The organism is Vibrio sp. 1180_3, from assembly GCF_029478545.1.
GTDB classification, from domain to species: domain Bacteria; phylum Pseudomonadota; class Gammaproteobacteria; order Enterobacterales; family Vibrionaceae; genus Vibrio; species Vibrio aestuarianus.
The window spans coordinates 127,257-150,314 of the sequence record NZ_SJFM01000006.1 but is presented as its reverse complement, the minus strand read 5'-3'; the positions used below and the strand labels follow the sequence as shown (position 1 = coordinate 150,314).

The window sequence follows — 23,058 nt, the reverse complement described above, 5'->3', positions numbered from 1 at the left end:
TATCACGCTCAATGTCGTGCATCTGTTCGAGTTGCAGTTTCTGTTGAGGAGTCAGTGTGATTTTCATGGTTTGTAGCATGATCCTGATTCTATTGAAAATCAAGCATCTTCAATGATCACGGGTATAGAACTTTCTGATAAGGGTGAAAGTTGTGCTTACTTGGGAAATATAAAGTTAGATCAGCAAGTAGCGGAGTCGCTTGGACATACATCCTCCTCCGAGGCTAATGTTTGTAATAAAAATAATATAAATCTTGCGATTGAGGGTTTTCAAAAACTTGCTGCACAAGGCGATTTGCGTGCTCAATATTTTTTACTAAAACAGCAACAGTTAGACCAATCAAAAGAGACTAGGGCTCAGTATATTCAAGAGGTGATTTGCTTTTCTCAAGCACATTATTACCAACCCTTAATGGACTATGTGAATACCATTTTAATTTATTCGCCGAGTAAAAATAAGTCTGAATCCAAAACCGTAGAGCAGTACCAATTAGCCATCGATTTGTTAACAATTGCTGCCAATAATAATTATATACCTGCCATATATAAATTATCCTTCTTGTTAAAGGATACAGCACAGAAAGAGAGTGAGAGATTAATAAATATAGCTTTAACACTGGGTTCTACAAGCGCAGTGAAATATAAATATCATCGTTCTAATAGAGGCAGTGAAGATGAATATTTCTATAATGCTCTCTATAAAGGCTTGTCAGGACAATATGCTTTTGATGTTCATACTTTGAATGAAGAAGAAAAAGCAAAGATAAATGAAAAAGTTAAGTTATTCATGAGTGACATAACGCCAATGGTATATATCGATGGTTTCACTAGCAGTGATGACTGGGTGGATTGATAACTATCATGACGCTTTATCTTAATCGACTTGTCCGTCTTGTCTTGCTGCTGAGCGTTATGGTTGGGCTGGTGGCTTGCAAGCCTAACCCACAAGACGATATTGCCCTATTTCAGCCATTTATTACCGAGAATGTTAATAAAAAATCAGCTGACCCTTATATTTCGAGCACCGTAAAACCGGGAGATAAGATGTATGACATATTGGTCAATATTCAGCATGGGAAATGGAGTGTAGCAAAGAGTGGATTACTGGGTCTAATCGAAGAAGGAAATTCTGATGCTATGTTGTGGTACGCAAAAATGATACTTTTAGATAATTATAAGAGACCCGAAGTTACCAATTTAATTTTTAAATCATTAACCTTGGGCAATCCATACGCAGCTTTAGCCATTTCAAAAAATAGCCTTGCTTGCGCTTATTTAGGGTCGGGTTCATTAGATAGTCAGGTTGTTCAATCGTTAGGAATTAGTGATCCTAATTCAGCTCAACTTTGCACAGAATATAATTTTACAAAAGCCATCGAGCTTTTCAAACCTCTTGCTGCGCAAGGCGATTTGCGTGCCCAATATTTTTTACTAAAACAGCAACAGTTAGACCAATCGAAAGAAACTAGGGCTCAGTATATTCAAGAGGTTATTCGCTTTTCTCAAGCACATTACTACCAACCGTTGATGGATTATGTCAATACCATTTTAATTTATTCGCCGAGTAAAGGTAAGTCTGAAGCTAAAACACCAGAGCAGTACCAATTAGCCATCGATTTGTTAACGGTTGCGGCCAATAATAACTATATTCCTGCCATAAATGACTTAGCTTTTTTCTTGAAGGAAACTGAAAAGGATGAGAGCAATAGATTATTGGATGCAAGTTTGAAGCTTGGCTCTACAAGTATCGTGGAGTATAAATACCATCGTTCTAATGAAGGAAGTGAGAATGAGTATTTCTATAATGCTCTCTATAAAGGTTTATCAGGAGAGTATGCTTTTGATGTTCATACTTTGAATGAAGAAGAAAAAGCAAAGATAAATGAAAAAGTTAAGTTATTTATGAAAGATATTACACCAATGATATATATCGATGGTTTCACTAGCCGTGATGACTGGGTGGATTGATAACCGACGACAGCAGTACTTAGACTCACTTCTCTGCGCCCCATTTGGGGCGTTTTACTATTTATTTGGATCCTACCTATCAACCTCATATACACTGATCACTTATTTTCTTAACGGGATACACTGCTATGATCACTGCTCTCTATGCCATTATCCTGACGGCAATACTGATTTGGCTGGCTATTGAAGTCATCAAACAACGTCGTGCTAACCAAGTCAAATACGCCGATGGTGGTGTGCCAGCATTGCAGTTGGCGCGTAGTGCGCAGGGTAATGCGGCTGAATATATTCCTATCACACTTATCTTAATGGCGTTATTGGAAGTTAATGGTGCCAGTGTGTGGTGGATTCATGGCGTTGGTATGGCGTTCGTGATTGGTCGCATATTACATGCAAAAGCCATTTTGAGTGACCAATTAAAAGGGCGTATTGCGGGCATGAAATTAACCTTTGCTGCAATGGTTGCATTAATGGTGCTCAACCTCATTTACCTGCCGTTTGATAAAATTCTAGGTTAATCACTCATTCCTGCAGGTTAGGATGTGGTTTGCCTTGGTAAGCGGGCAATTCTCTACGCAATCCTTGAAATGTGGCAAAAGCGCTGTTGACGGAAAGCTTATTCACTAGCCAATCTGGTAATGCCCCTCCTGGGTTGGCGAAGGCGATGTAGTCAATGTGCGTCATGCCATCGGTTAGTTTCTGCAGTGTCCAGTTCGCTTTGACCTGCGTAATTCGAATATAACCACTTTGCTCTGGCAAGTAATTTGGTGCATCGTAGATTTCTAACCTTAATGCGCCTTCTTTCAGCGCATATTTTGAATATGTCACCATATCTCTGTCTTTGGCGGGCCAAGGCGCGGAAAATTGTGTGTATACAACGTTCTCGTTTGCAGACAGCTGCTTAAGAACTTTGCTGTGGCTGACGTTATCTATCCACTTTGGCACACGTTCGCTATCTTCCAATAACAGCAAAAAAGCCGAATACGATGTCGGGACAAACATTTGGGTGCGGATCTCCACCAAACCATCGCTGTGATTCCGTGAGTGGAGGGTTATGCCATTATCCGTTTTTATAAACTGCCACTCTAAAGAGGGGGCAGCACTGGCGGTGATTGAAAAGAGCACGCACACCAACGACATCCATTTTGTCATTCGTTTATCCCTTTTTGGTTAACGCAGCAGTATTGAACGCAGTGGTGTTTTTTCTATTCCTATTACCAGTAATAGAGTAAAGATTACGGTGCCAGTAAACACAAACAAATCTCTCATGCCATCTTGTAGTGCTAATATTCCAGCGATATTCATCATTGAAATAGCGACAAGGAGGTGGCTGACATAGACACCTAAAATACGCTGTGAAAGTGCAAAAACCCAAGGCGAGTTGCCCCAGTTTGGTTTGGCTAATAAGAGTAAAAAACAGCCTGTTGCCCACAATGGTGTCGTAAATAGGTAGTCATTGGCATTAAAGAGTTGGTCATGGGGATGTAAGGCGTAGGCTTCGGCCAAATGCATGAGTAGGCCTAAACCAAGCATGACGCATGCTTTCGCAGCACTAAGTTGATAGGCGTGTTGACGAATCATGAAGCCGATGCTGACCAATAAGGTGCTAAAAAAAGGACCATTACGAGTAAAAAAGGGTGCACTTAATTCAGTGACTGTTTGATAACTGCCCGCCAGTACACCGTATATATAGAGCGCTACAGCAAGCGGGATAATCAAATTGGTTCGTTTGGTTTGTAGCAACCAAGCCAAAATCGCCACCGCGAAAATGAGTGCAGGAATAAACCATAAGTGCACTAAACCACCTTCAAGTAGGGCGTCGAATGGGCTACTCAACCAATAATCCCAATAGCCAATTCGCTCAGTTAAATAGCCGTCTTGAGCAACGGTTGGCCAGTTAAATGGTACTAATAAGCAGATCACGCTCCAAATAACCCATAGGCGAAATAAAGGTCGAGCATAACGTTTTAAAGTGACAATCGGGCTTGCGACCAATTTAGGTTGAATTAAATAACCAGAAATTAAGAAAAACAGGGGTACAGCAAAGCGCGTCAGCTGATTGAAGACATAACCAAACCAAGGTTCATCCTGATAGGTAAAATAGGAAAGAAACATTTGGCAGTGTAGGGCAATAACGGCCAGAATCGCAATGACTCGGCCAAGTTCCAAACTCGCAATTTTTTGAGAAGAAGACATAACTGACATCGGTGAAAAATAATAAACCTAACGCTACCCGTCATCGCCATTAAAATACTAGTAAAACTTAATATTTCTTTGAATAATCAGCATTTTATTTTTTGATTTGTGAGCGCAGGCTAGTATTAAATTAGTTGTAAGCTCGACAGTACAAAAATGCCTAGCGTGCAGGTGAACAGTGAAAATACGGTTGTCAGTGCAATGATGTTAGCGGCCAATGTTGCGTTACCTCCCATAGCTCTTGCCATTACATAACTGGCAGCGGCGGTGGGGGAGGCACTCATCAAAAATATTAAACCAAGTTCTAGCCCTCTAAACCCAAAAAATAGAGCACCAGAGGTGATCAACAAAGGGGCTAACACCAGTTTGTAGCCAGTAGCAAACCAAGCAGGAGCTTTATCACTTCTCAACGAGCCAATATTTAGAGATCCACCAGTACACAGTAGTGCCAACGGCAGCGTCATGTTGGCGAAATACTGGCCGGCATCGGTCACCATTTTAGGGATTGGCAGTGAAAGAGAATAGCAAATAACACCTAGCAAAATACCGATAATCAGTGGGTTTTTGGTTAAGGTTTTGGCGATAACTCCCGCCGCTTTAATGCCAGTACTCTCACCTCGTGGAGTTAGGGCGATCACCGCTTGAATATTGTAAAGCACGGTCGTCGCGGCAACATAAATCGCCGCTAAGGCTAGGCCAGGCTCACCATAGGCATTGGCCACATAAGCAAGAGCAATAATCGCGGTATTGGCACGAAAGCCACCTTGGATGATCACCCCATGATCTTCTGAGCGATGAAAAGTTTTCTTGGTACACACCACCGTGAATAAGAAAAACAAGAAATTAGCAGATAGCCCATAGATTACCAACGTCGCGCTTGAAGCAAAGTCATGCTCAGACTTGACGATACTCAGAAATAGCATCGCAGGTAGTGTGACTTGAAAAACGATGCGTGAGGCAACATCAATGAAGTTGTCGTTAATCAACCCTGTGAGCTTAAGTATCACCCCTAGTACCAACATCAAACAGATTGGGCCTGTAATAGATGCTGAAAACAGAAGCTGTTCGATAATACCTGCCATATCAATCCCTTGAAGTTGATCACAACCGAACCATTTTTCCACATGTCGCGAAGACTTAAAAATAGAATTTGCAGCATTTCAAGTTTTATTCAATGCTTTCAATATGATCTCTAGGCGTTGGTGGCTCGTAATAAACCGTTTATGGAATATAAATACCTGTAGTGGCAGATAAGTGCGTGGAGAAGGGTTAATGCAATTTGAAACGGTTCGCTTGATTCTTGGTGATCAACTCAACAGTGAACATTCTTGGTTTCAGCAGGTTGACGATAAGGTCCTCTATTTGATTGCAGAACTCAAGCAAGAGAACACATACGTTACTCATCATGTGCAAAAAGTGTGTGCTTTCTTCTCGGCGATGAAACAGTTTGCGCAAGAGAAGCAAAGTGAGGGGCACCAGGTGTTGCATTTAACGCTTGATGATACTCAGTCATTTGCCGACCTTGATCAAATGCTTAAGCATTACGTGACTAACGTGGGGGCGAGTAAGTTTGAGTACCAACGCCCAGATGAATACCGCTTACTGGCTCAAATGGCCAACTTGAAGATTACTGATGTAGTGATACGTTGTGTCGATAGCGAGCATTTTCTACTGCCGTTTGAGGAGATTGAGCAGCAGTTCCCGCAGGGTAAACATGTCATGATGGAGTATTTTTACCGTCGAATGCGCAAGCGCTTCGATATCTTGATGCAAGACGGCAAACCTATGGGCGGGAAGTGGAATTATGACGCCAACAACCGCAACAAGTTAAAAGCGAACGATATCGAACTACTTCCTCAACCCATGATATTTAGACGGGATGTTGGGCATATTACTGAACGGTTAAAGCGGCATAATATTCACACCATTGGGTCATTAAATGGTGAGTTGATCTGGCCAATTAATCGCTGTCAAAGTTTGTCTTTACTTGCCCACTTTTGCCAAGTTTGTTTGCCGTTGTTTGGCCGCTTCCAAGATGCAATGTTCAGTCAACATCAGGCTAAATGGAGCCTTTACCATAGCCGGTTGTCTTTCTCGCTCAACACTAAATTATTGCACCCCAAAGAAGTGATCACGGCATCACTTAACGCCTTTTACTCTAACCCTGATATTGATCTCTCTCAGGTTGAAGGGTTCATTCGGCAAATTCTAGGCTGGCGTGAGTACATTCGGGGTATCTACTGGGCGAACATGCCCAATTATCCGAAGAAAAATGCGCTGGATGCGAATAGAAAACTGCCAAACTTTTTCTGGAATGGGCAAACCAAGATGGCGTGTATGCACCATTCAATCGAACAGTCGTTAGACTACGCTTACGCCCATCATATCCAGCGCTTGATGGTGACCGGAAATTTCTGTTTGCTCTCGGAAATCAACCCTGATCAAGTCGATGAGTGGTATCTCGGCATTTATGTCGATGCAATAGAGTGGGTAGAAATGCCCAATACTCGGGGGATGGCACTGTTTGCCGATGGAGGAATTGTTGGCACTAAACCTTATGCGGCAAGTGGGTCTTATATCAACAAAATGAGTGATTACTGCAAAGGTTGCCACTATGACCATAAAGTCCGTAGCGGAAAGGGTTCATGCCCGTTTAACAGCCTCTACTGGCGGTTTATGGATAAGCATCAAACACGCCTTGCGAGCAATCCTCGTATCGGGATGATCTTTCGTTCATGGGACAATATGGAACATGAGCAACGTACAGCGATTTTGGATACGGCGGAATATTACATCGCGAATTTGGAGAATTTGTAATGGAAATTGTGATCGTAGGTGGCAATGGTGGTATTGGTTTAGCGATGGTACAAGAGGCTGTGGCTCGGTTTCCAGATACGCAGATCCAAGCCACATATCGTCGCACTCAACCTGATTGGCACCATCAGCGAGTAACTTGGCATCAACTTGATGCTAGTGTTGAAAATGAAGTAGAAGCGCTGAGTAAGGCACTGAATGATGTTGACTGGGTCATTAACTGCGTGGGCATGTTGCATACTCAAGAAAAAGGACCAGAGAAAAGTCTTAATGCATTAGATGGTGATTTCTTTCAACAAACCATGGCAGTGAATACATTGCCGACTGTTCTGCTAGCAAAGCACTTCACCCCAATACTTAAACGCAGTATTGCACCGAAATTTGCGACCATTTCTGCCAAAGTAGGTAGCATCTCAGATAATCAGCTAGGTGGGTGGTACAGTTATCGCGTTTCAAAAGCCGCGCTGAACATGTTCCTAAAAACCATGTCGATTGAATGGCAACGCATGGTTAAACATGGTGTGGTGCTAGCACTTCATCCTGGTACAACGGATACCGCTTTATCCGCGCCATTTCAGGCTAATGTTCTTACGGGGAAGTTATTTACGCCGCAACGTGTCGCCCATGATTTGATTGGCCTAATAGAGAAAGCCAGCGTGCAAGATAGTGGCTCATTTTGGGCGTACGATGGAAAGTCGCTGCCATGGTAGTACCTACACGCTGAAAGCGTTGATGTGAGTTCTTAGTACAACTGAGCAGAGCCAAATGTTAGACTGACCTTCTATTTCATTTAGTAGTTAAAAGGTAGTGCTATGAACCCGATTCTTGCGATGTTGAAAGAGAACAATATCAGCGATGAGCAGATCAACGAGCTTTTCCAAACATTGACCCAAAATCCGTTTGCTGCGATGGCGACCATCAGCCAACTGGGTTTACCTCAAGATAAACTTCAACTGTTGATGGGGCAGGTGATGCAAAACCCAGCTTTGATTAAAGAAGCGGTACAAGAGCTAGGGTTGGACTTCTCAAAAGTCGAAGAAGCTAAAGAGCGACTTCAAAAGTAAGTCTACCGACAATGCAATCGTAAGAGGTCGTCAACCGGATATGTTTTGACGACCTTTTTTGGCCTTAAAATATTAGGAGCGTTTGATTTTAAGGCGCAAGGAGAAATAGAGTGAGTGAGAAAATCTACTTTAATACCTCAAGCAAATTTAGCTTGAAGCGCACGTTGGTCAATGTAACTACCCGTCTTCATCATACGGTTGCACCAGCCCATGCCAAAAAAGTAGCACGACGTTTGTTGCTTACACCTGCAAGGACTCAACCGAAAAACCAAGAGCCGCAAGGACTGGTAAAAAGTAGTGTGTTGTCACACGAAGGAACGCTCAAGACTTATCAATTGGGCACTGGACCAGTTTGGGTATTGGCCCATGGTTGGTCTGGGACTGCGAGTCAGTTTTACCCATTAATGGAACATATTGCTTCGCGAGGCTTCACGGCTTTGGCGTATGATCACCCCGCTCATGGAGAAAGTGATGGAATACATGGGCATATTCCTGCCTTCGTTGGCGGGTTAGAAACAATATTAGATAGTGTTGATAATGTAGTGGGTGTGGTCGGCCACAGTATGGGTACCGCAGCGGCTTTGGAATGTCGTCACAATAAAATTGCTCATACGCCAATGCTATTGATCGCACCAGTGCTCGATTATCTTGATAACTTGTTTGGTAGTGTGGCGAGATCAGGCTATTCCATGAAATTGTTTGAAGCCGTTGTTACTGAAGTTGAACAGCAATATCGTTATCCGATTCAGTCGATAGACCCCTATCAAAAATTGGCTCTGCGTGACTCCCAAACCATGATTGTTCACGACGAGCGTGATAAGTTCACCAAGTACTCCGTTTCCAAAAAAGCAGCACAAGAAATCGCGAACGTGTCATTGATCACGACTCAAAACCAAGGGCATGGACGTGTGATGAAGTGCCAAGAAGTGATGTTAGCTTTCGATCGCTTAATATAAGTCTTGTAAAAAATTGTTCGTTTTAAATACAATTCACGACAACGCCCCATGATTTATTGTTAGTTAAATGTTTTCTATTTATTTCAATATGTTAAATTGTTAACCATGCCTTTGATGTGGTTAACAATTTTGCAATGATTATTTATCTCCTTGTTTGAATCTATGTGATGATATTTATGCCAGTAGGCCCTCATAAGGAAAATAATAATGAATAGAAACGATAGTGTCCCTTTACCCTCCAATACCCGAGAATGGTTTTTTAACCGCAACAGCCTCATTATCCTAGCGGATATGGTGTTGTTCTTTTTGATGTACAACCACTTACCAGTGGAGCCTGATATTGCTTTGGGTATCAGTATGTTAACCTTTATTGCCGTGCTCTGGCTAACGGAAGCATTACACGTAACTGTGACAGCGATATTGGTACCAATCATGGCGGTCGTGTTTGGGGTTTTTAATACTCAAACAGCACTGAACAATTTTGCGAACTCAATTATTTTTCTATTTTTAGGGGGGTTTGCGTTAGCTGCGGCTATGCATCGCCAAGGTTTAGATAAGGTCATTGCCGATAAGGTATTGATTATGGCTCGTGGCCGAATGAGTGTTGCTGTCTTTATGCTATTTGGTGTGACAGCGGGCCTATCTATGTGGATCAGTAATACCGCTACGGCTGCAATGATGTTGCCATTAGTGCTCGGTGTACTGAGTAAAGTTGACCAAGATCGCGGCCACTCGACCTATGTTTTTGTGCTGCTAGGTATTGCTTATAGTGCCAGTATCGGTGGTATTGCAACAGTGGTCGGCAGTCCACCGAATGCGATTGCTGCGGCTGAAGTGGGTTTATCGTTTACAGATTGGATGAAATTTGGAGCGCCAACGGCAGCCATCATGTTACCGGTTGCGATAGCTATTCTCTATTTTGCGTTGAAGCCCGATTTGAACGGCGAATTTGAGTTAAATCGAACTCCGGTTGAATGGGATAAAGGCAAAGTGGTTACGCTAAGCATTTTTGCGTTAACGGTGTTTTGTTGGATTTTTAGTAAGCCATTGAATGCAATGCTAGGTGGGTTTGCTAAATTCGATACGATTGTTGCCTTAGGGGCGATTGTTTTGGTCAACTTTGCTCGCGTTGTGCATTGGAAAGATGTTGAAAAGACCGCAGACTGGGGCGTATTGCTATTATTTGGTGGTGGTATTTGTTTAAGCAATGTCTTAAAGCAAACTGGCACCAGTGTTTTCTTAGCGAACGAATTGAGTGCGTTGATTTCTCATTTTGGTCTGTTTTTCATTGTGCTAGTTATCGCTGTTTTCGTGGTATTTTTGACAGAATTTGCCAGTAATACCGCCAGTGCAGCATTGTTAATTCCTGTGTTTGCGAGTGTGGCGGAGGCTTTTGGTATTTCTCCCGTCATCTTATCGGTATTAATTGCTGTTGCGGCCTCTTGCGCCTTTATGTTGCCTGTTGCGACTCCACCGAATGCGATTGTATTTGCGTCGGGACATATAAAACAGAGTGAAATGATGCGTGTAGGAATGTTGCTCAATATTGCTTGTATCGGCTTACTGACCGTCATTGCGATGTTGTTCTGGGCATAATGACAAGGCGGAGTGTTATGCTCCGCCTAATAAATTAGGCTGTTGGGCGTTTTAACCCATAGATGGCGTGATCGACAATTCGGCCATTGAGATTTTCACTATTGGTAATTGTTCCTTCATAGCTAAAGCCTAAACGTTCCACCACCGTTCGACTTGGCCGGTTATCAACGGCCGTTGCTATTTCTACTTTATCAATCTCTAAGGTGTTGAATGCAATATCAGTAAGCATTTTGACCACCCGGCTAATAATGCCTTTTCCCTGCTCTTGTTGTGATAACCAATAACCAATAGTTACCTTGCTCAGGTTATAGTCAATCTGATTGAAGCTACAGTTGCCAACTAAGCGATCTTGATAAAAAATCGCACATGTCATGGCTTTTCCTTCGGCATAGTCGTGCAGTGATCTTTTAATGAAAGCCTGAAAATCTTGTTCTGTTTGACAGTGTGGCGGCCAAGCAAGCCATTGTGAAAGGTAATCTTGTTGTGAACGGACGAGTTCCACATAAAGAGGAGCAAATGAACTTTCTATTAGGGCGAGTTTGAGTTCGCTATCAATGCTAAGACTGAACATGATGACCATTTATCCTTATTATTTTTTTAAGGTTTTCATTTCCTTATCGGTACTATTCACGCTAGCAAAATTGCAACGGTTGATCCAGGCTGAACGCAAAAGATACTCACATTCTAGTTAAGGTTTGATTGGTGTCGGATGTTACCGTAAGCCGTTAGTTTTTAGCCATTAATCGATATGATAGAAAAACAAAGGTACGATGAGGCTAAAATATCGTAATCGATAGCTATAGAAATGATAATTTTAGTAGGCAAATTTTGCGTGTTGTAATGAGCTCCAGATAGGAGCTCACATTGAAGCGGCTATTGATTTACGTAAGCTTTGAAGCGCGCTTTGGTTTCCTCATCGGCTTTGTCGTACCAAAAATGCAGCATTTCTTCTGCTGCATTTTGTGCATTTTTAGACTGCGTAATCTCGTTCTGTAGCATCGTAACATTGGTGATACCGACGGCAGCAATACCGCCAGTTCGGTTGTAGTCATCAGCTTCACGGAAATAATCACGGTTAAACTGGAATCCATCCTTCAGCAGACGATCTTGTTTGATCTCAACCGCTTGACCATTTTTATCAACTAGCGACCACTGCATTGATTGAATGCCTTTTTGCGCTCGGTTGGCATCACGGTATTGAGGCATATCAAAACTCAATTTTGCATCTTTTGCTGTGAACTTCGCGATCACGACGTCGCTTTCGACGATGATTCGGTCATTACCCTGAGAAAAATAAGGTTCGTACTGAAATACGATTTGTTGTTCACCATCAGCAAGTTCAACGCTTTTTGTCGAGGAAAAGATACTACCAGCGGTATCAGGTTTCTTACCATTCACAACTAGCAGATTAATCGTATCGGGGATTTCAAGAGTAACAGTTGCCAGTGCTGAAGCACTAAACAGTATGGCTAAAGCACATGATAGAGGTTTTATTACGTTCATTATTTTTATCCTTGCAAGCGATATCATAAGAGGTTGCCGCTACTTAGTTTGAAAAGCAAGTCTCATGTGAAATAAGCCATTAAGTTTCTTCAAATTGTTACGTCTTTGCGTCAAGTGTGAGTCAAACAATAGAAGAGATCGAAAGAATTGGGTGCATATTCACATTCTAATAACTAACAATTGTCTATATTGGTTGCACCTGTAACCACCATGAGATAACGCTATGCGACAAATCCACTTGTTCGACAGCACGTTAGTGTTGTCACCGTGGTATAACCTCGATTACGGCTTATCGCTACTCAGCAAGCTTGATCACCTCGCCTAATTTCTAGCCAATTAACTCCCATTTCAAACTGATATGCCGCTAATGCGGTTAAATTTGATCATCTAAAGGAAATTAAGCATGAAACGTATTCCAGAACCTTTTCGTATAAAAATGGTTGAGCCTATCAAAATGACTACTTTGGCAGACCGTGAAAAAGCTTTAGAACTTGCTGGTTATAATCCATTTTTACTGCGTAGCGACGATGTGTATATCGACCTTCTGACCGACTCCGGAACTGGAGCCATGAGTGACAATCAATGGGCTGGACTCATGTTAGGAGATGAATCTTATGCAGGTAGCCGTAACTACTATAATTTGTGCGCTGCGGTAGAGCATTTCTTCGGCTATAAACTGACGGTGCCTGCTCACCAAGGACGCGGAGCAGAACAGATTTTGTTCCCAGCCTTGATTGAGCGAATGAAGCAGGTGCGCGGAGGCACAACCCCGGTATTTATCTCCAACTATCACTTTGATACCACAGCTGGTCACATTGAAATGAATGGTGGTAAAGCGGTCAATGTTGTCACTCATGAAGCTTTTGACACCACCACCCCCTATGACTGGAAAGGCAATTTTGACCTTGATAAATTGCAAACTACGATTGAGCAGTATGGCAGCGAAAATATCTGCGCCATTATTACCACCATCACGTGCAATAGCTCCGGTGGTCAGCCGGTTTCTATGGCCAACATGCGCGCAGTATATGAATTAGCTAATAAGCACGATATTCCGGTGGTGATTGACTCGGCTCGTTATTGTGAAAATGCTTATTTCATCAAGCAACGTGAAGTGGGTTATCAAGATAAAACCATGTTGGAGATCATTCGTGAAATGTACCAATACGGTGATATGTTGACGATGTCAGCGAAGAAAGATCCAATGGTGAATATTGGTGGTTTGTGCTGTATTCGTGATCATGAAGAGTTGTTCCAAGCAGTGAGAACACGTTGTGTGCCAATGGAGGGATTTGTGACCTACGGTGGCATGGCGGGTCGTGATATGGAAGCATTAGCACGTGGTTTATATGAAGCCGCAGATGAAGACTTTTTGCATTATCGCATTGGTCAAGTTGCTTATTTGGGGGAGCGATTGAAAGAAGCCGGAATTCCAATCCAATACCCTACTGGCGGACATGCAGTGTTTGTCGATGCGGCAAAAATACTGCCTCACATTCCGCCTGAGCAATTCCCAGCCCAAGTATTGTGCAATGAATTGTATTTAGAAGCGGGGATTCGAGCTGTTGAAATTGGCTCCTTACTGCTGGGGAGAGATCCTGTAACCGGAGAGCAAAAAGCCGCCGAGCTTGAATTGATGCGTTTAACGATCCCACGGCGTGTTTATACCAACGATCATATGGACTATGTCGCTGATGCCTTGATTGAAGTCAAGCGGCGAGCTGAACAATTCAAAGGCTTAACCTTCGAATATGAACCACCAGTGCTAAGACATTTTACCGCTCGTTTTAAACCGTTATAAAGCAATCTCTTGAGCCCTCAATGCGAGGGCTTTTTTGCAGTCAATTGATGATATTCCACTGCGCAATTAGACTTTGTTAGCGCAAAAAATTAAATTCATCTACCTTGCTATGTCAAAATTCTAATTTCCTGACTCAGAATTGCTTTTAAGATGTAACACGGTGAATCCTTCCTACAAATTTCTCATCATCACTCGTAAAGTGTTTTTATTCTTTTGTTAAAAAAAATAAGTCTCGTGAATACTGATGCTGATGTTCTTCAATGTCTTAGCTGAAGATCAGGTAAGTGAAACATTCAAGGAATGAGAGAAATAGATATGAATCGTATTACTTTGTGCTCTGCAAGTATTGCTCTGGCTCTGTCAGGAGCCGCAATAGCAGCACCAGCGACCCCTAGCGTTGACGTTTATGGGTCGAACAATCTACAGTTTTCTAAAATTGAATTGGCTATGGAAACCACGGCCGGTTACAACCAAATGGTCAAATATCATGACCAAGCGACCATTACGGTTAAGTTTAACCAATGGAGCGGTACCACTGGCGACACTTATAAAATTTATTTTGATGGGTTGGAAGTAGCTACTGGGCCGATTTCCGGCAGTCAAACCACCGCAAGTTTTGACTATGCACATGGCGGTTTGTATCAAATGGAAATAGAAGCGTGTGATGCTACTGGTTGTAGTAAAAGTTTGCCAGTTGAGATTACCATTGCCGATACTGATGGCTCGCATCTGAAGCCACTTGCGATGAATGTGGATTCAAACAATAAAACATACAATACCGATAAAAATACCGTAGTCGGCACGTATTTTGTTGAGTGGGGTATTTATGGTCGAGAATTCACGGTCGACAATATTCCTGCTGATAATTTGACCCACATTCTTTACGGGTTTATTCCTATTTGTGGTCCGAACGAATCGGTTAAATCTGTGGGTGGTAATAGTTACAATGCACTGATGACAGCCTGTAATGGCGTAAACGATTATGAAGTGGTTATTCATGATCCTTGGGCAGCATTTCAAAAGAGTTTTCCACAAGCAGGGCATCAATATAGTTCTCCGATCAAAGGAAACTACGCGATGTTGATGGCGCTTAAGCAGCGCAATCCTGATCTTAAAATTATCCCTTCGATTGGTGGCTGGACATTGTCTGATCCCTTCTTTGATTTCACCTCCAAAACGAACCGTGACACCTTTGTTGCATCGGTGAAGAAATTCCTTAAAACATGGAAATTTTACGATGGAGTTGATATCGACTGGGAATTTCCTGGTGGTGGTGGTCAAGCATCGAACCTAGGCGATCCGGTCAATGATGGTCCTGCTTACATTGCGCTAATGCGGGAATTGCGCGCGATGTTAGATGAACTACAAGCAGAAACAGGGCGCAGCTATGAGTTGACGTCAGCGATTGGTGTCGGTCACGATAAAATTGAAGATGTAAATTATGGTGAAGCTATCCAGTACATGGATTATATCTTCGCTATGACTTATGACTTCTATGGAGGTTGGAATAATGTCCTTGGCCATCAAACTGCTTTGTATTGTGGTTCGTTTATGCGCCCTGGTCAATGTGATGGGACGGGTACTGATGAAGCTGGTAAAGCTTACCCTGGCCCTGCTTATACTTCAGATAACGGCATTCAGTTACTTTTAGCGCAAGGTGTCCCTGCGAATAAACTCGTACTAGGAGCGGCGATGTATGGTCGCGGTTGGGAAGGAGTAACTCAAGCTTCAATGAGTGACCCGACAGACCCTATGACAGGTGTGGCTAACGGCAAGTTGAAAGGCTCGACGGCTCAAGGCGTGTGGGAAGATGGGGTGATTGACTACAAAGGGATTAAGTCATTCATGTTAGGACCAAACAACACTGGTATTAATGGTTTTGAGTATGGTTATGATGAGCAAGCCGAAGCACCTTGGGTTTGGAACCGCACCACTGGTCAGTTAATTACCTTTGATGATGATCGCTCAGTAAAAGCGAAAGGGGCTTATGTTCGCAGTTTAGGTTTAGCTGGTCTTTTCTCTTGGGAAATCGATGCTGATAATGGTGATATTCTCAACGCAATGCATGAAGGTTTAGTAGGAGGAAGTACAACGCCGCCAGCTAATCGCGTACCAACGGCTAATGCTGGTGTTGATCAAACCGTGATTGGGCCAGTCTCTGTGACACTGGATGGTCGAGCATCAAAAGACAGTGACGGTATGATTGCCAGTTATGTTTGGCAACAAACAGCGGGGTCAGCCGTTACGCTCACTAATGCTAATAGCGCTCAAGCTAGCTTTGAAGCTGCGAGCGTAACTCAAGCGCAAACTTTCATCTTTAAGCTAACCGTCACCGATGATAAAGGCGCAGAGGCCTCTGACTTGGTGAGCATTACGATCAACCCGAAAATTACAGAACCTGTAAATACAGCGCCTGTTGCTGTCGTGACAGCACCGAATAGCGTCAATGCTGGTGATGTTGTGATGGTTGATGCCGGCACCTCAAGTGATGCCGAGCAAGACCAACTGAGCTTTGCATGGGAGATTCCTACGGGGTTGAATGCGACAGTCCAAGGTTCAATTGTTTCTTTTGTGGCTGCTGAATATACGCAAGACACCACACTGAACTTCACGGTCACTGTCAGTGATGGGCAAGCAAGCTCTTCAGCCAGCGCTTCAGTTGTAGTGATAAAGAAAGCCTCTGGTGGAGAAACGTGTGACAACCTATGGGATAAAGGCTCGGTTTATACTGGTGGCAATCAAGTCTCTTGGGCCGGTAAGGTGTGGGAAGCCAAGTGGTGGACAACGGGTGAAGACCCGACAACAACCGGAGCTTGGGGGGTATGGAAGGAAGTCGGTTTAGCAAGCTGCTCCACAAACTAACGCCTTATTTTCTATTTAATTTGAGCCTCACCACTGTGTGAGGCTCTTTTGTTTATCCCTTTCCTTAATAATTACTTGTAATTCATCTATTTTGATATAGTGTTATACCTATGTATAACACTATATTGGTGTGGAATTGTGACAGATTGGCAAGATAACCAACCTATCTTCCGTCAGTTAGCCGACAAAATTACCGAGCAAATTTTGCAAGGTATTTGGCCGGAAGAGCACGCGCTTCCCTCGGTAAGAAGTGTCTCGGCAGATATGAAGATTAATCACCTTACGGTGATGAAAGGCTACCAACTATTGGTTGATGAAGGCATTGTTGAAAAGCGTCGAGGTCAAGGAATGTATGTGACGAAAGGAGCATTAGCGCAACTACAAACCAAGCAAAAGCAGCGTTTTTTACAACAGCAAATCCCAGAAATAGCAAGCACGCTCAAACTGCTTGAAATGCCGCTGGAAGACTTTATCAGTCAATTAAAACAATATATTGAAGGTGATCAATGAGCCCGTTAGTCGAAATTAAAAACCTATCAAAGCAATATGCGAAGCAGGGTGATACCCGCAATAAAGCGCTGCATGACGTCAGCCTTGAACTCCAAGCTGGACAAATTGTGGGTTTGCTTGGGCACAATGGTGCGGGTAAATCTACCTTAATCAAATCACTGCTTGGGGCGCATCATTATCAAGGTGATATTCGTATTCAAGGTCTAAACCCGATAGCGGATCGCGCCAAGGTGATGGCACATCTTTCTTATATTTCTGATGTCAACGTATTGCCTGATTGGATGACGGTTAAGCAGATCCTCCGGTATACCTCAGGTGTTCACCCGAGTTTTTCATTAGAAAAAGCAATGCAAGTATTGGCACAAACTAACATCCGTCTATCCAGTAAAATTCGTACCTTATCTAAGGGTATGAAAGTGCAGTTACATTTAGCCATTGTGATTGCCACTGATACTAAGGTATTGATTTTAGATGAACCGACGCTTGGACTCGATCTGATTTATAGAGATACTTTTTATCGCCATTTGCTTGAGTGGTTCCATGATGGTGAGCGAGCTTTGATTATCGCCAGTCATGAAGTCTCTGAAATTGAACATTTACTGACCGACGTGCTAATTCTGAAGCAAGGAAAAGTGGTTCTGCAAGATTCAATGGAGAGTATCAGCGAAGGGTATTTTATCCTAGAGGCCAATCAGTCACACAGTGATGCTATTCGATCGCTTCAGCCGTTGGCATTTGAGGTCAGTTTAGGCACGACGAAGTGGTTACTTTCCTCTGAATATCGTGGAGCAGTTGAAGGGTTTGGTGCCATTTACACTGTAAAACTTGCCGATCTATTTCTTGCTTTACAGAAGGAGAACGCATAATGCACGCCAGTATTTATATGCTTGAAAAAGAGCTCATCGAGAATAAAACGGTTACGCGTATTCCTTTATTCCTATTAGTGTGTGGGACGCTGTTGTTTGTTAGTTTATTGATGAACAATACACTACAACATAACCTATTTTTTGAAATGGAATTTGGTGGAGATGTCAGTGACATACATTTAGAGTTCGCCGATGATCTCAATATGTTCATCACCGCGAGCGTGGGCTTCATTTCATTGATGCTAAGTTCATTGTACTTCCCCAAAACATTTCGTAAAGAGCGCAAAGAAGGCAGTTCGATGTTTTGGCGTAGCATGCCAGTGAGCAACACAATGACTCATGTGGTCAAAATCGGCTTCGGTCTATTTTTGATCCCTGTTATCTGTTCTGTGCTGGTGGTGTCTGCTGATATCATGTTGTGGCTGCTAAACTTTGCAACCGACGACCGTCTTGCATTGCTGTTTGAACAACGCTCATTATGGTATGCGTTTCAGCATTGGTTTAGTTATGTTGGCATTATGTGGGTTATTGGGGTGTGCATGATCCCGCTAGCTTGTTTTACCTTATTGATTTCACAACTCTTCAATTCACCGCTATTGGTGATATTTGTTGGGGGTTATGCACTAAAATGGCTATCTATAGGGGCGTTCAATACGGACATGGTCGGTGATTTTTACCATGCAATTTTGAATTTACCACTGCAACTGCTGACATCATCTAACATCAGCATGATACTCGAACAAGTTGGGTTGGGGAACTTAGCGGTTTATTTCGGAATTGGTTTAGTCAGTTACTGGGCCAGTCACAAGCTCTACAGTACGGATGAGTTATCAGTGACGTCGTTATGGGCTAGATAAAACCAACTGATATCGATTATGTATAGTTTTATGTAAAGGAGCATTTGTGGCTCCTTTCTTTTTATTTACTAACCTCACAAAATTCATTTTATTTGTACTATTACACTCAACAAATCTGCTTGTCTGCCGCTACCTATTCTAAGCTGTGTATGACATTGTATTTAATTTTTTAGCCTAAATGATGAATATCTAGAGTACGTCAAATTTATTTCGAGGCTAAAAATTATAATGCTCAATAGGTTGAGAGCTTCTGTCGGCCATACTAAAACTACTATTTCAAATAAATAGGTCTTCCTATGTTCAAAAATTTATCTTTAAAAAACAAGCTGGCGATTTCAGCCAGTGCTGCCATTATCCTAGGGGGAGTGTTAGTTGAGGCACTGTCATATAAAGCTGCATTAGAGCGTTTAGATGTTGACGTTGAACAACGATTACAAAGTACCACCACATCGTACAGCCAATATGTAACCGATTGGTTGGTTTCAAAAGAACGTTCACTTACCTCTCTTTCTCAGGAGACAGAAAAAAACGCCATTGTAACCCACTTGAAACAAGTTCGTGATTCAGGCGCGTTTGATAACGTTTTTTTAGCGTATCCCGATGGCTCACAAGACAATGCGAACGGAGTGGTACTGCCACCAGGCAACGATGACCCACGTCAATGGGGTTGGTACACCAATGCTAAAGCTAACCCGTCAAAAGTCTTTATGGATAACCCAACCGTTGCCGCTGCAACTGGCGCGAATGTTGTTTCTTTGGGTAAGGCGTTGAATCTACATAGCGATCAAGTTGTGCTTGGGGCTGATGTAGAAATTACTGATATTCTTAATACCATGAAGCAAGTTATCCTGCCGGGTGAAGGCTACATGTTTATCGCTAATGACCAAGGGAATATTTTCACCCACAGTAATACCAAACTGCTGAACAAAAGTGTTTCTGAACTTGGGTTGAGCTTTGCTGATATCCAAAAAGCGCTTTCAATACAAAGTGATTTGGCGATCACCATTAAAGGTGATGATTATGTGTTGTATGCCAGACCGGTTGATGGAACAAAACTTAGTACAGTGGCTGTAATTAATCATGATTCTTTAGTTGCTCCCTTGTTTGACGCCATTTTAGGACAGCTACTGGTGACCGCTATTGTAGTTATTTTATGTACAGTGCTATTTAATTTGCTTTGTAACGTATTGTTCCGCCCGCTTAACAACGTTTCTCAAGCTTTGGGGCAAATTGCTAACGGTAGTGGTGATTTAACTCAACGTATTGAGGTAGAGAATAATGACGAAGTCGGCGAACTTGCGAAAAATTTCAACACGTTTGTGGCAAGTTTACAGCAACTGATTGGGCATATTCGCCAACAATCACAACAATTAACCGAGCAGTCAGAGCACGGTGCACACCGCGCCAATCAGTCGGCATCTGAACTTAGTCATCAGCAGCAAGAAGTGGTGATGGTAGCTACAGCAGTCACTGAAATGGCATCAGCAACACAAGAAATTGCGTCACATGCTGAGCAAACAGCGCAAGCAGCGCAAGACTCTGCAACTAGCACTAATAATGGTCATGCTCTGGTTATTCAAACCAAAGGTTCGATCAATGATTTGGCTAGCTCTGTCAATGAAGCAAGTACCGTTATTGCGGCGCTTAATCAACATGCTCAAGAGATTTCAACCGTATTGGCAACCATTCAGGGCATCGCAGAGCAAACTAACCTGCTTGCTTTGAATGCGGCGATTGAAGCGGCACGAGCAGGAGAGCAAGGGCGTGGTTTTGCTGTGGTTGCGGATGAAGTCCGAGTACTTTCACAGCGTACCCATACTTCTACCGAAGAAATTAAGTCAACCATCGATACGCTACAAGAAACCACCAAGCGCGCAGTGGCGTTGATGCAAAGTAGTTCGACATTAGCATCGAATTCAGTTGATGATGCAGACAAGGCATCTCATGCATTAGAGGAAATTAATACCGCTGTTGCGTTGATCAGTGATATGGCAACTCAAATAGCAACCGCAGCCGAAGAGCAAACTCACGTAACCAGTGAAATCACACAAAATGTGACTTCGATAAAAGACGTGACTGAGCAGCTAGTCGTCGGCGCTGAAGATAGCTTGAGTCAATCCAATGAACTCAAGCAGCAAGCTGAAGAGCTCAGTGCCAAGGTGGCGACCTTTAAACTTTCTTAGTCATGTTGATGACAAACCAAAACGATGCTTCGGCATCGTTTTTTTTCGATTGAAAATTGAGCTAAAGATCAGATTTACCCTACAAACCCATCCCAATCAACAAGTATAGAATGTAATCAGTTGAATATGTAAAACCTTTGTTTCTGGCGATGGAACTCTTTTAAATCGGGTGATGTGGGCTCTTTTCACTTCGTTTTTCTTGTTTTCTCACTCAGTGAGAAAGTGGCTCTGTTATTCAACGCAAATTCTCGCTATATAAGAATCATAGTTGAGGTGTGTGATGAATGGAGCTAAAAAGAAAACATGAATGAAACAAAACTCTCAGCCAACCAAGTTAATGAAAAGTCACTGCAATTGTTAATGCAAGTGGCAGTTAATGAAGAACCTGTGTCGGCAAAAGTATTGAGCGAGCAGTTACAAGTGCCGCTAAGTAGCTTGTATCGCCACCTTAAAATTTTAAAAGAGTGGAACCTGATTGAAGAAAGTCCTCATGACAAGACGTTAATCATAGGTTCTGCTGCACTGCTGCTGATGCGTAGTTATGAAACGAGCCAACATAATCTTGATGCCGTTGATGCGGTGTTAAGTCGGCTGCAAAAGCAAACCAGTGAAATGGCGGCCTACATGGTTCCGGTTGGTTACCGAGCCTTGTGTGTGAGCCAGAAAGAAAGTATGCAGGCGCTTCGATGCAGCTTCGTCCAGGGTCAAAGTCAACCCCTGCTTCGAGGTGCCTCATCTAAAGTTATGTTGGCGTATTTACCGGCTCAACGCTGCGAGAAAATTCTTCGTTATTTCGGTGAAGAACATCGTATGGAGAAATGGCAGGCTGAGTTGGAGAAAATACGTCGTAATGGGTACGCCGTCAGTACGTCGGAAATTGACCCTGGCGTGTCAGGTATTAGTGCCCCGGTAATGAAAGGGAGTAAGTTGATCGGCGCAATTTCGGTAATGGCTCCAGCCCATCGAGTTGAAGCCAATAAGCAACGGATCATCTTACATGTATTACAGGCAGCAAGAGCGTTGCCACCAGAAAGGTAATTCACAATGCTAAGTTTATTCAAACGCTATCGTATGGCTAGAACGCCAAATCAACACGTACACCCATTCACATTCATGACCTTGTGTGAACGTGTTAAGCCGATGTCTCAAGTAGAGTTTGAATTTGCGCAGCAGAGCTTAGAATTTTCTTCCGATTGGCTTTATCAGCATCAAGCAAACGGCTGTTACTCTGATGCGGGTCATATGGTGGTGCAAAATAAAAATGCAGCCGGTTTTCAAGACAGTCTATATCAGCATTTGGCCGCTCGTTCATTGCCGGTTGTTCTCTCTAACTGTCATGAAACCTTACTCAATGCCTTGCCGGTAATGGCGTTAGACGATCAAGAAGTTGGTCTGATTAACATTGGACATCGATTTGATCTCAAACAGACGCTGGATTTACAGCTCGGTTCGGTTTTTCATTTTGCCTTGACTCGCTATAGCAATACTCGTCTTTTTTGTTTAGGAATTGATGAAACTTTGCAGGCAAATCAAGTAGTGGAATATGCCGAAGATCTTGGCGTCAATTGGTTAACTCTAAGTGAATGCAGTTTTCGTTTCCGTAATAACTTAAAAGCACAGCTAGCGAGTTACATTGAACATTGTGATCAATTGATCATTAGTATTGATCTTGCGTCGCTTGTTTCGACGATGGGCGTTGATGAGAATCATGCGCTTGATAATCAAATGGTGCTAAGAACGTTAAGACAATGTGTTTTATCAGGAAAAGTAAAGCTAATTCAGTTAGTGGGAGCAAAGGATAAGCTCATTTATTCTAGACAGACGAAAGAGATTTTCGATGAACTTTTCGCCTTGTCGCCCGAAATTACGCATGTGGCTTAGG

20 protein-coding genes and 1 pseudogene are annotated in these 23,058 nt (G+C 42.8%); 16 read left to right on the top strand and 5 right to left on the bottom strand.

The window, feature by feature from the left end; genetic code table 11:
• Positions 1 to 256 precede the first annotated feature (256 nt).
• The 3 genes and pseudogenes from EYW48_RS05965 to EYW48_RS05955 form a co-directional block, all read left to right on the top strand.
• Positions 257 to 853, top strand: a pseudogene (locus EYW48_RS05965) (sel1 repeat family protein); the annotation flags it as partial.
• Between the two features lie 8 nt (positions 854 to 861).
• Entirely contained in the window at positions 862 to 1,968 is a 1,107-nt protein-coding gene (locus EYW48_RS05960; RefSeq protein WP_277432003.1) for a sel1 repeat family protein, read from the top strand.
• A gap of 128 nt (positions 1,969 to 2,096) precedes the next feature.
• A complete protein-coding gene (locus EYW48_RS05955; protein ID WP_053311597.1) occupies positions 2,097 to 2,486 on the top strand; it encodes an MAPEG family protein in 390 nt (129 codons plus the stop codon).
• A gap of 4 nt (positions 2,487 to 2,490) precedes the next feature.
• On the opposite strand, the gene EYW48_RS05950 is transcribed toward EYW48_RS05955, so the two are convergent.
• The 3 genes from EYW48_RS05950 to EYW48_RS05940 all read right to left on the bottom strand — a co-directional run bounded on the left by EYW48_RS05950 (position 2,491) and on the right by EYW48_RS05940 (position 5,246).
• Entirely contained in the window at positions 2,491 to 3,120 is a 630-nt protein-coding gene (locus tag EYW48_RS05950; protein ID WP_171980083.1) for an START domain-containing protein, read from the bottom strand.
• Between the two features lie 18 nt (positions 3,121 to 3,138).
• Entirely contained in the window at positions 3,139 to 4,164 is a 1,026-nt protein-coding gene (locus EYW48_RS05945; protein ID WP_277432002.1) for an acyltransferase family protein, read from the bottom strand.
• 125 nt (positions 4,165 to 4,289) lie between these two features.
• The gene (locus EYW48_RS05940; protein ID WP_277432001.1) at positions 4,290 to 5,246 is read right to left on the bottom strand and encodes an AEC family transporter; all 957 of its coding nucleotides are present in this window, start codon (positions 5,244 to 5,246) and stop codon (positions 4,290 to 4,292) included.
• 190 nt (positions 5,247 to 5,436) lie between these two features.
• On the opposite strand from EYW48_RS05940, the gene EYW48_RS05935 reads away from it, so the two are divergent.
• From EYW48_RS05935 to EYW48_RS05915, 5 genes are all read left to right on the top strand, one after another.
• Positions 5,437 to 6,981: a cryptochrome/photolyase family protein gene (locus EYW48_RS05935; protein WP_277432000.1), complete on the top strand. Its 1,545-nt coding sequence runs from the start codon at positions 5,437 to 5,439 to the stop codon at positions 6,979 to 6,981.
• Complete coding sequence (locus EYW48_RS05930; RefSeq protein WP_168524361.1) at positions 6,981 to 7,688, top strand: SDR family oxidoreductase; 708 nt, start codon at positions 6,981 to 6,983, stop codon at positions 7,686 to 7,688. The genes EYW48_RS05935 and EYW48_RS05930 overlap by 1 nt, the downstream gene beginning before the upstream one ends.
• A 102-nt stretch (positions 7,689 to 7,790) precedes the next feature.
• Positions 7,791 to 8,042, top strand: coding sequence for a DUF2999 family protein (locus EYW48_RS05925; protein WP_053311602.1), 252 nt, complete (start codon positions 7,791 to 7,793; stop codon positions 8,040 to 8,042).
• A gap of 110 nt (positions 8,043 to 8,152) precedes the next feature.
• The gene (locus EYW48_RS05920; RefSeq protein WP_053311603.1) at positions 8,153 to 8,998 is read left to right on the top strand and encodes an alpha/beta fold hydrolase; all 846 of its coding nucleotides are present in this window, start codon (positions 8,153 to 8,155) and stop codon (positions 8,996 to 8,998) included.
• Between the two features lie 207 nt (positions 8,999 to 9,205).
• Positions 9,206 to 10,594: a DASS family sodium-coupled anion symporter gene (locus tag EYW48_RS05915; RefSeq protein ID WP_053311604.1), complete on the top strand. Its 1,389-nt coding sequence runs from the start codon at positions 9,206 to 9,208 to the stop codon at positions 10,592 to 10,594.
• 34 nt (positions 10,595 to 10,628) lie between these two features.
• Here the strand turns inward: EYW48_RS05915 and EYW48_RS05910 are convergent, their stop codons facing one another.
• On the bottom strand, positions 10,629 to 11,165 hold the full coding sequence (locus EYW48_RS05910) for a GNAT family N-acetyltransferase (RefSeq protein ID WP_053311730.1): 537 nt from the start codon (positions 11,163 to 11,165) through the stop codon (positions 10,629 to 10,631).
• Positions 11,166 to 11,467: 302 nt separating this feature from the next.
• Positions 11,468 to 12,097: a DUF2057 family protein gene (locus EYW48_RS05905; RefSeq protein WP_053311605.1), complete on the bottom strand. Its 630-nt coding sequence runs from the start codon at positions 12,095 to 12,097 to the stop codon at positions 11,468 to 11,470.
• Between the two features lie 403 nt (positions 12,098 to 12,500).
• Between EYW48_RS05905 and EYW48_RS05900 the strand changes: the two genes are divergently transcribed.
• From EYW48_RS05900 to EYW48_RS05865, 8 genes are all read left to right on the top strand, one after another.
• Positions 12,501 to 13,898: a tryptophanase gene (locus EYW48_RS05900; RefSeq protein WP_053311606.1), complete on the top strand. Its 1,398-nt coding sequence runs from the start codon at positions 12,501 to 12,503 to the stop codon at positions 13,896 to 13,898.
• A gap of 315 nt (positions 13,899 to 14,213) precedes the next feature.
• A complete protein-coding gene (locus EYW48_RS05895; RefSeq protein ID WP_277431999.1) occupies positions 14,214 to 16,760 on the top strand; it encodes a glycosyl hydrolase family 18 protein in 2,547 nt (848 codons plus the stop codon).
• Positions 16,761 to 16,898: 138 nt separating this feature from the next.
• Complete coding sequence (locus EYW48_RS05890; protein WP_053311608.1) at positions 16,899 to 17,270, top strand: GntR family transcriptional regulator; 372 nt, start codon at positions 16,899 to 16,901, stop codon at positions 17,268 to 17,270.
• A complete protein-coding gene (locus EYW48_RS05885; protein WP_277431998.1) occupies positions 17,267 to 18,136 on the top strand; it encodes an ABC transporter ATP-binding protein in 870 nt (289 codons plus the stop codon). Before EYW48_RS05890 ends, EYW48_RS05885 begins: the two co-directional genes overlap by 4 nt.
• The gene (locus EYW48_RS05880) at positions 18,136 to 18,993 is read left to right on the top strand and encodes a hypothetical protein (RefSeq protein ID WP_277431997.1); all 858 of its coding nucleotides are present in this window, start codon (positions 18,136 to 18,138) and stop codon (positions 18,991 to 18,993) included. Before EYW48_RS05885 ends, EYW48_RS05880 begins: the two co-directional genes overlap by 1 nt.
• Positions 18,994 to 19,289: 296 nt before the next feature.
• Entirely contained in the window at positions 19,290 to 21,176 is a 1,887-nt protein-coding gene (locus EYW48_RS05875; RefSeq protein ID WP_277431996.1) for a methyl-accepting chemotaxis protein, read from the top strand.
• A 303-nt stretch (positions 21,177 to 21,479) separates the two neighbouring features.
• The gene (locus tag EYW48_RS05870; protein WP_053311612.1) at positions 21,480 to 22,214 is read left to right on the top strand and encodes an IclR family transcriptional regulator; all 735 of its coding nucleotides are present in this window, start codon (positions 21,480 to 21,482) and stop codon (positions 22,212 to 22,214) included.
• A 6-nt stretch (positions 22,215 to 22,220) separates the two neighbouring features.
• Positions 22,221 to 23,057 carry an arginase gene (locus EYW48_RS05865; RefSeq protein WP_168786947.1) on the top strand — a complete coding sequence of 279 codons (837 nt, stop codon included), beginning with the start codon at positions 22,221 to 22,223 and terminating at the stop codon, positions 23,055 to 23,057.
• Position 23,058 lies beyond the last annotated feature (1 nt).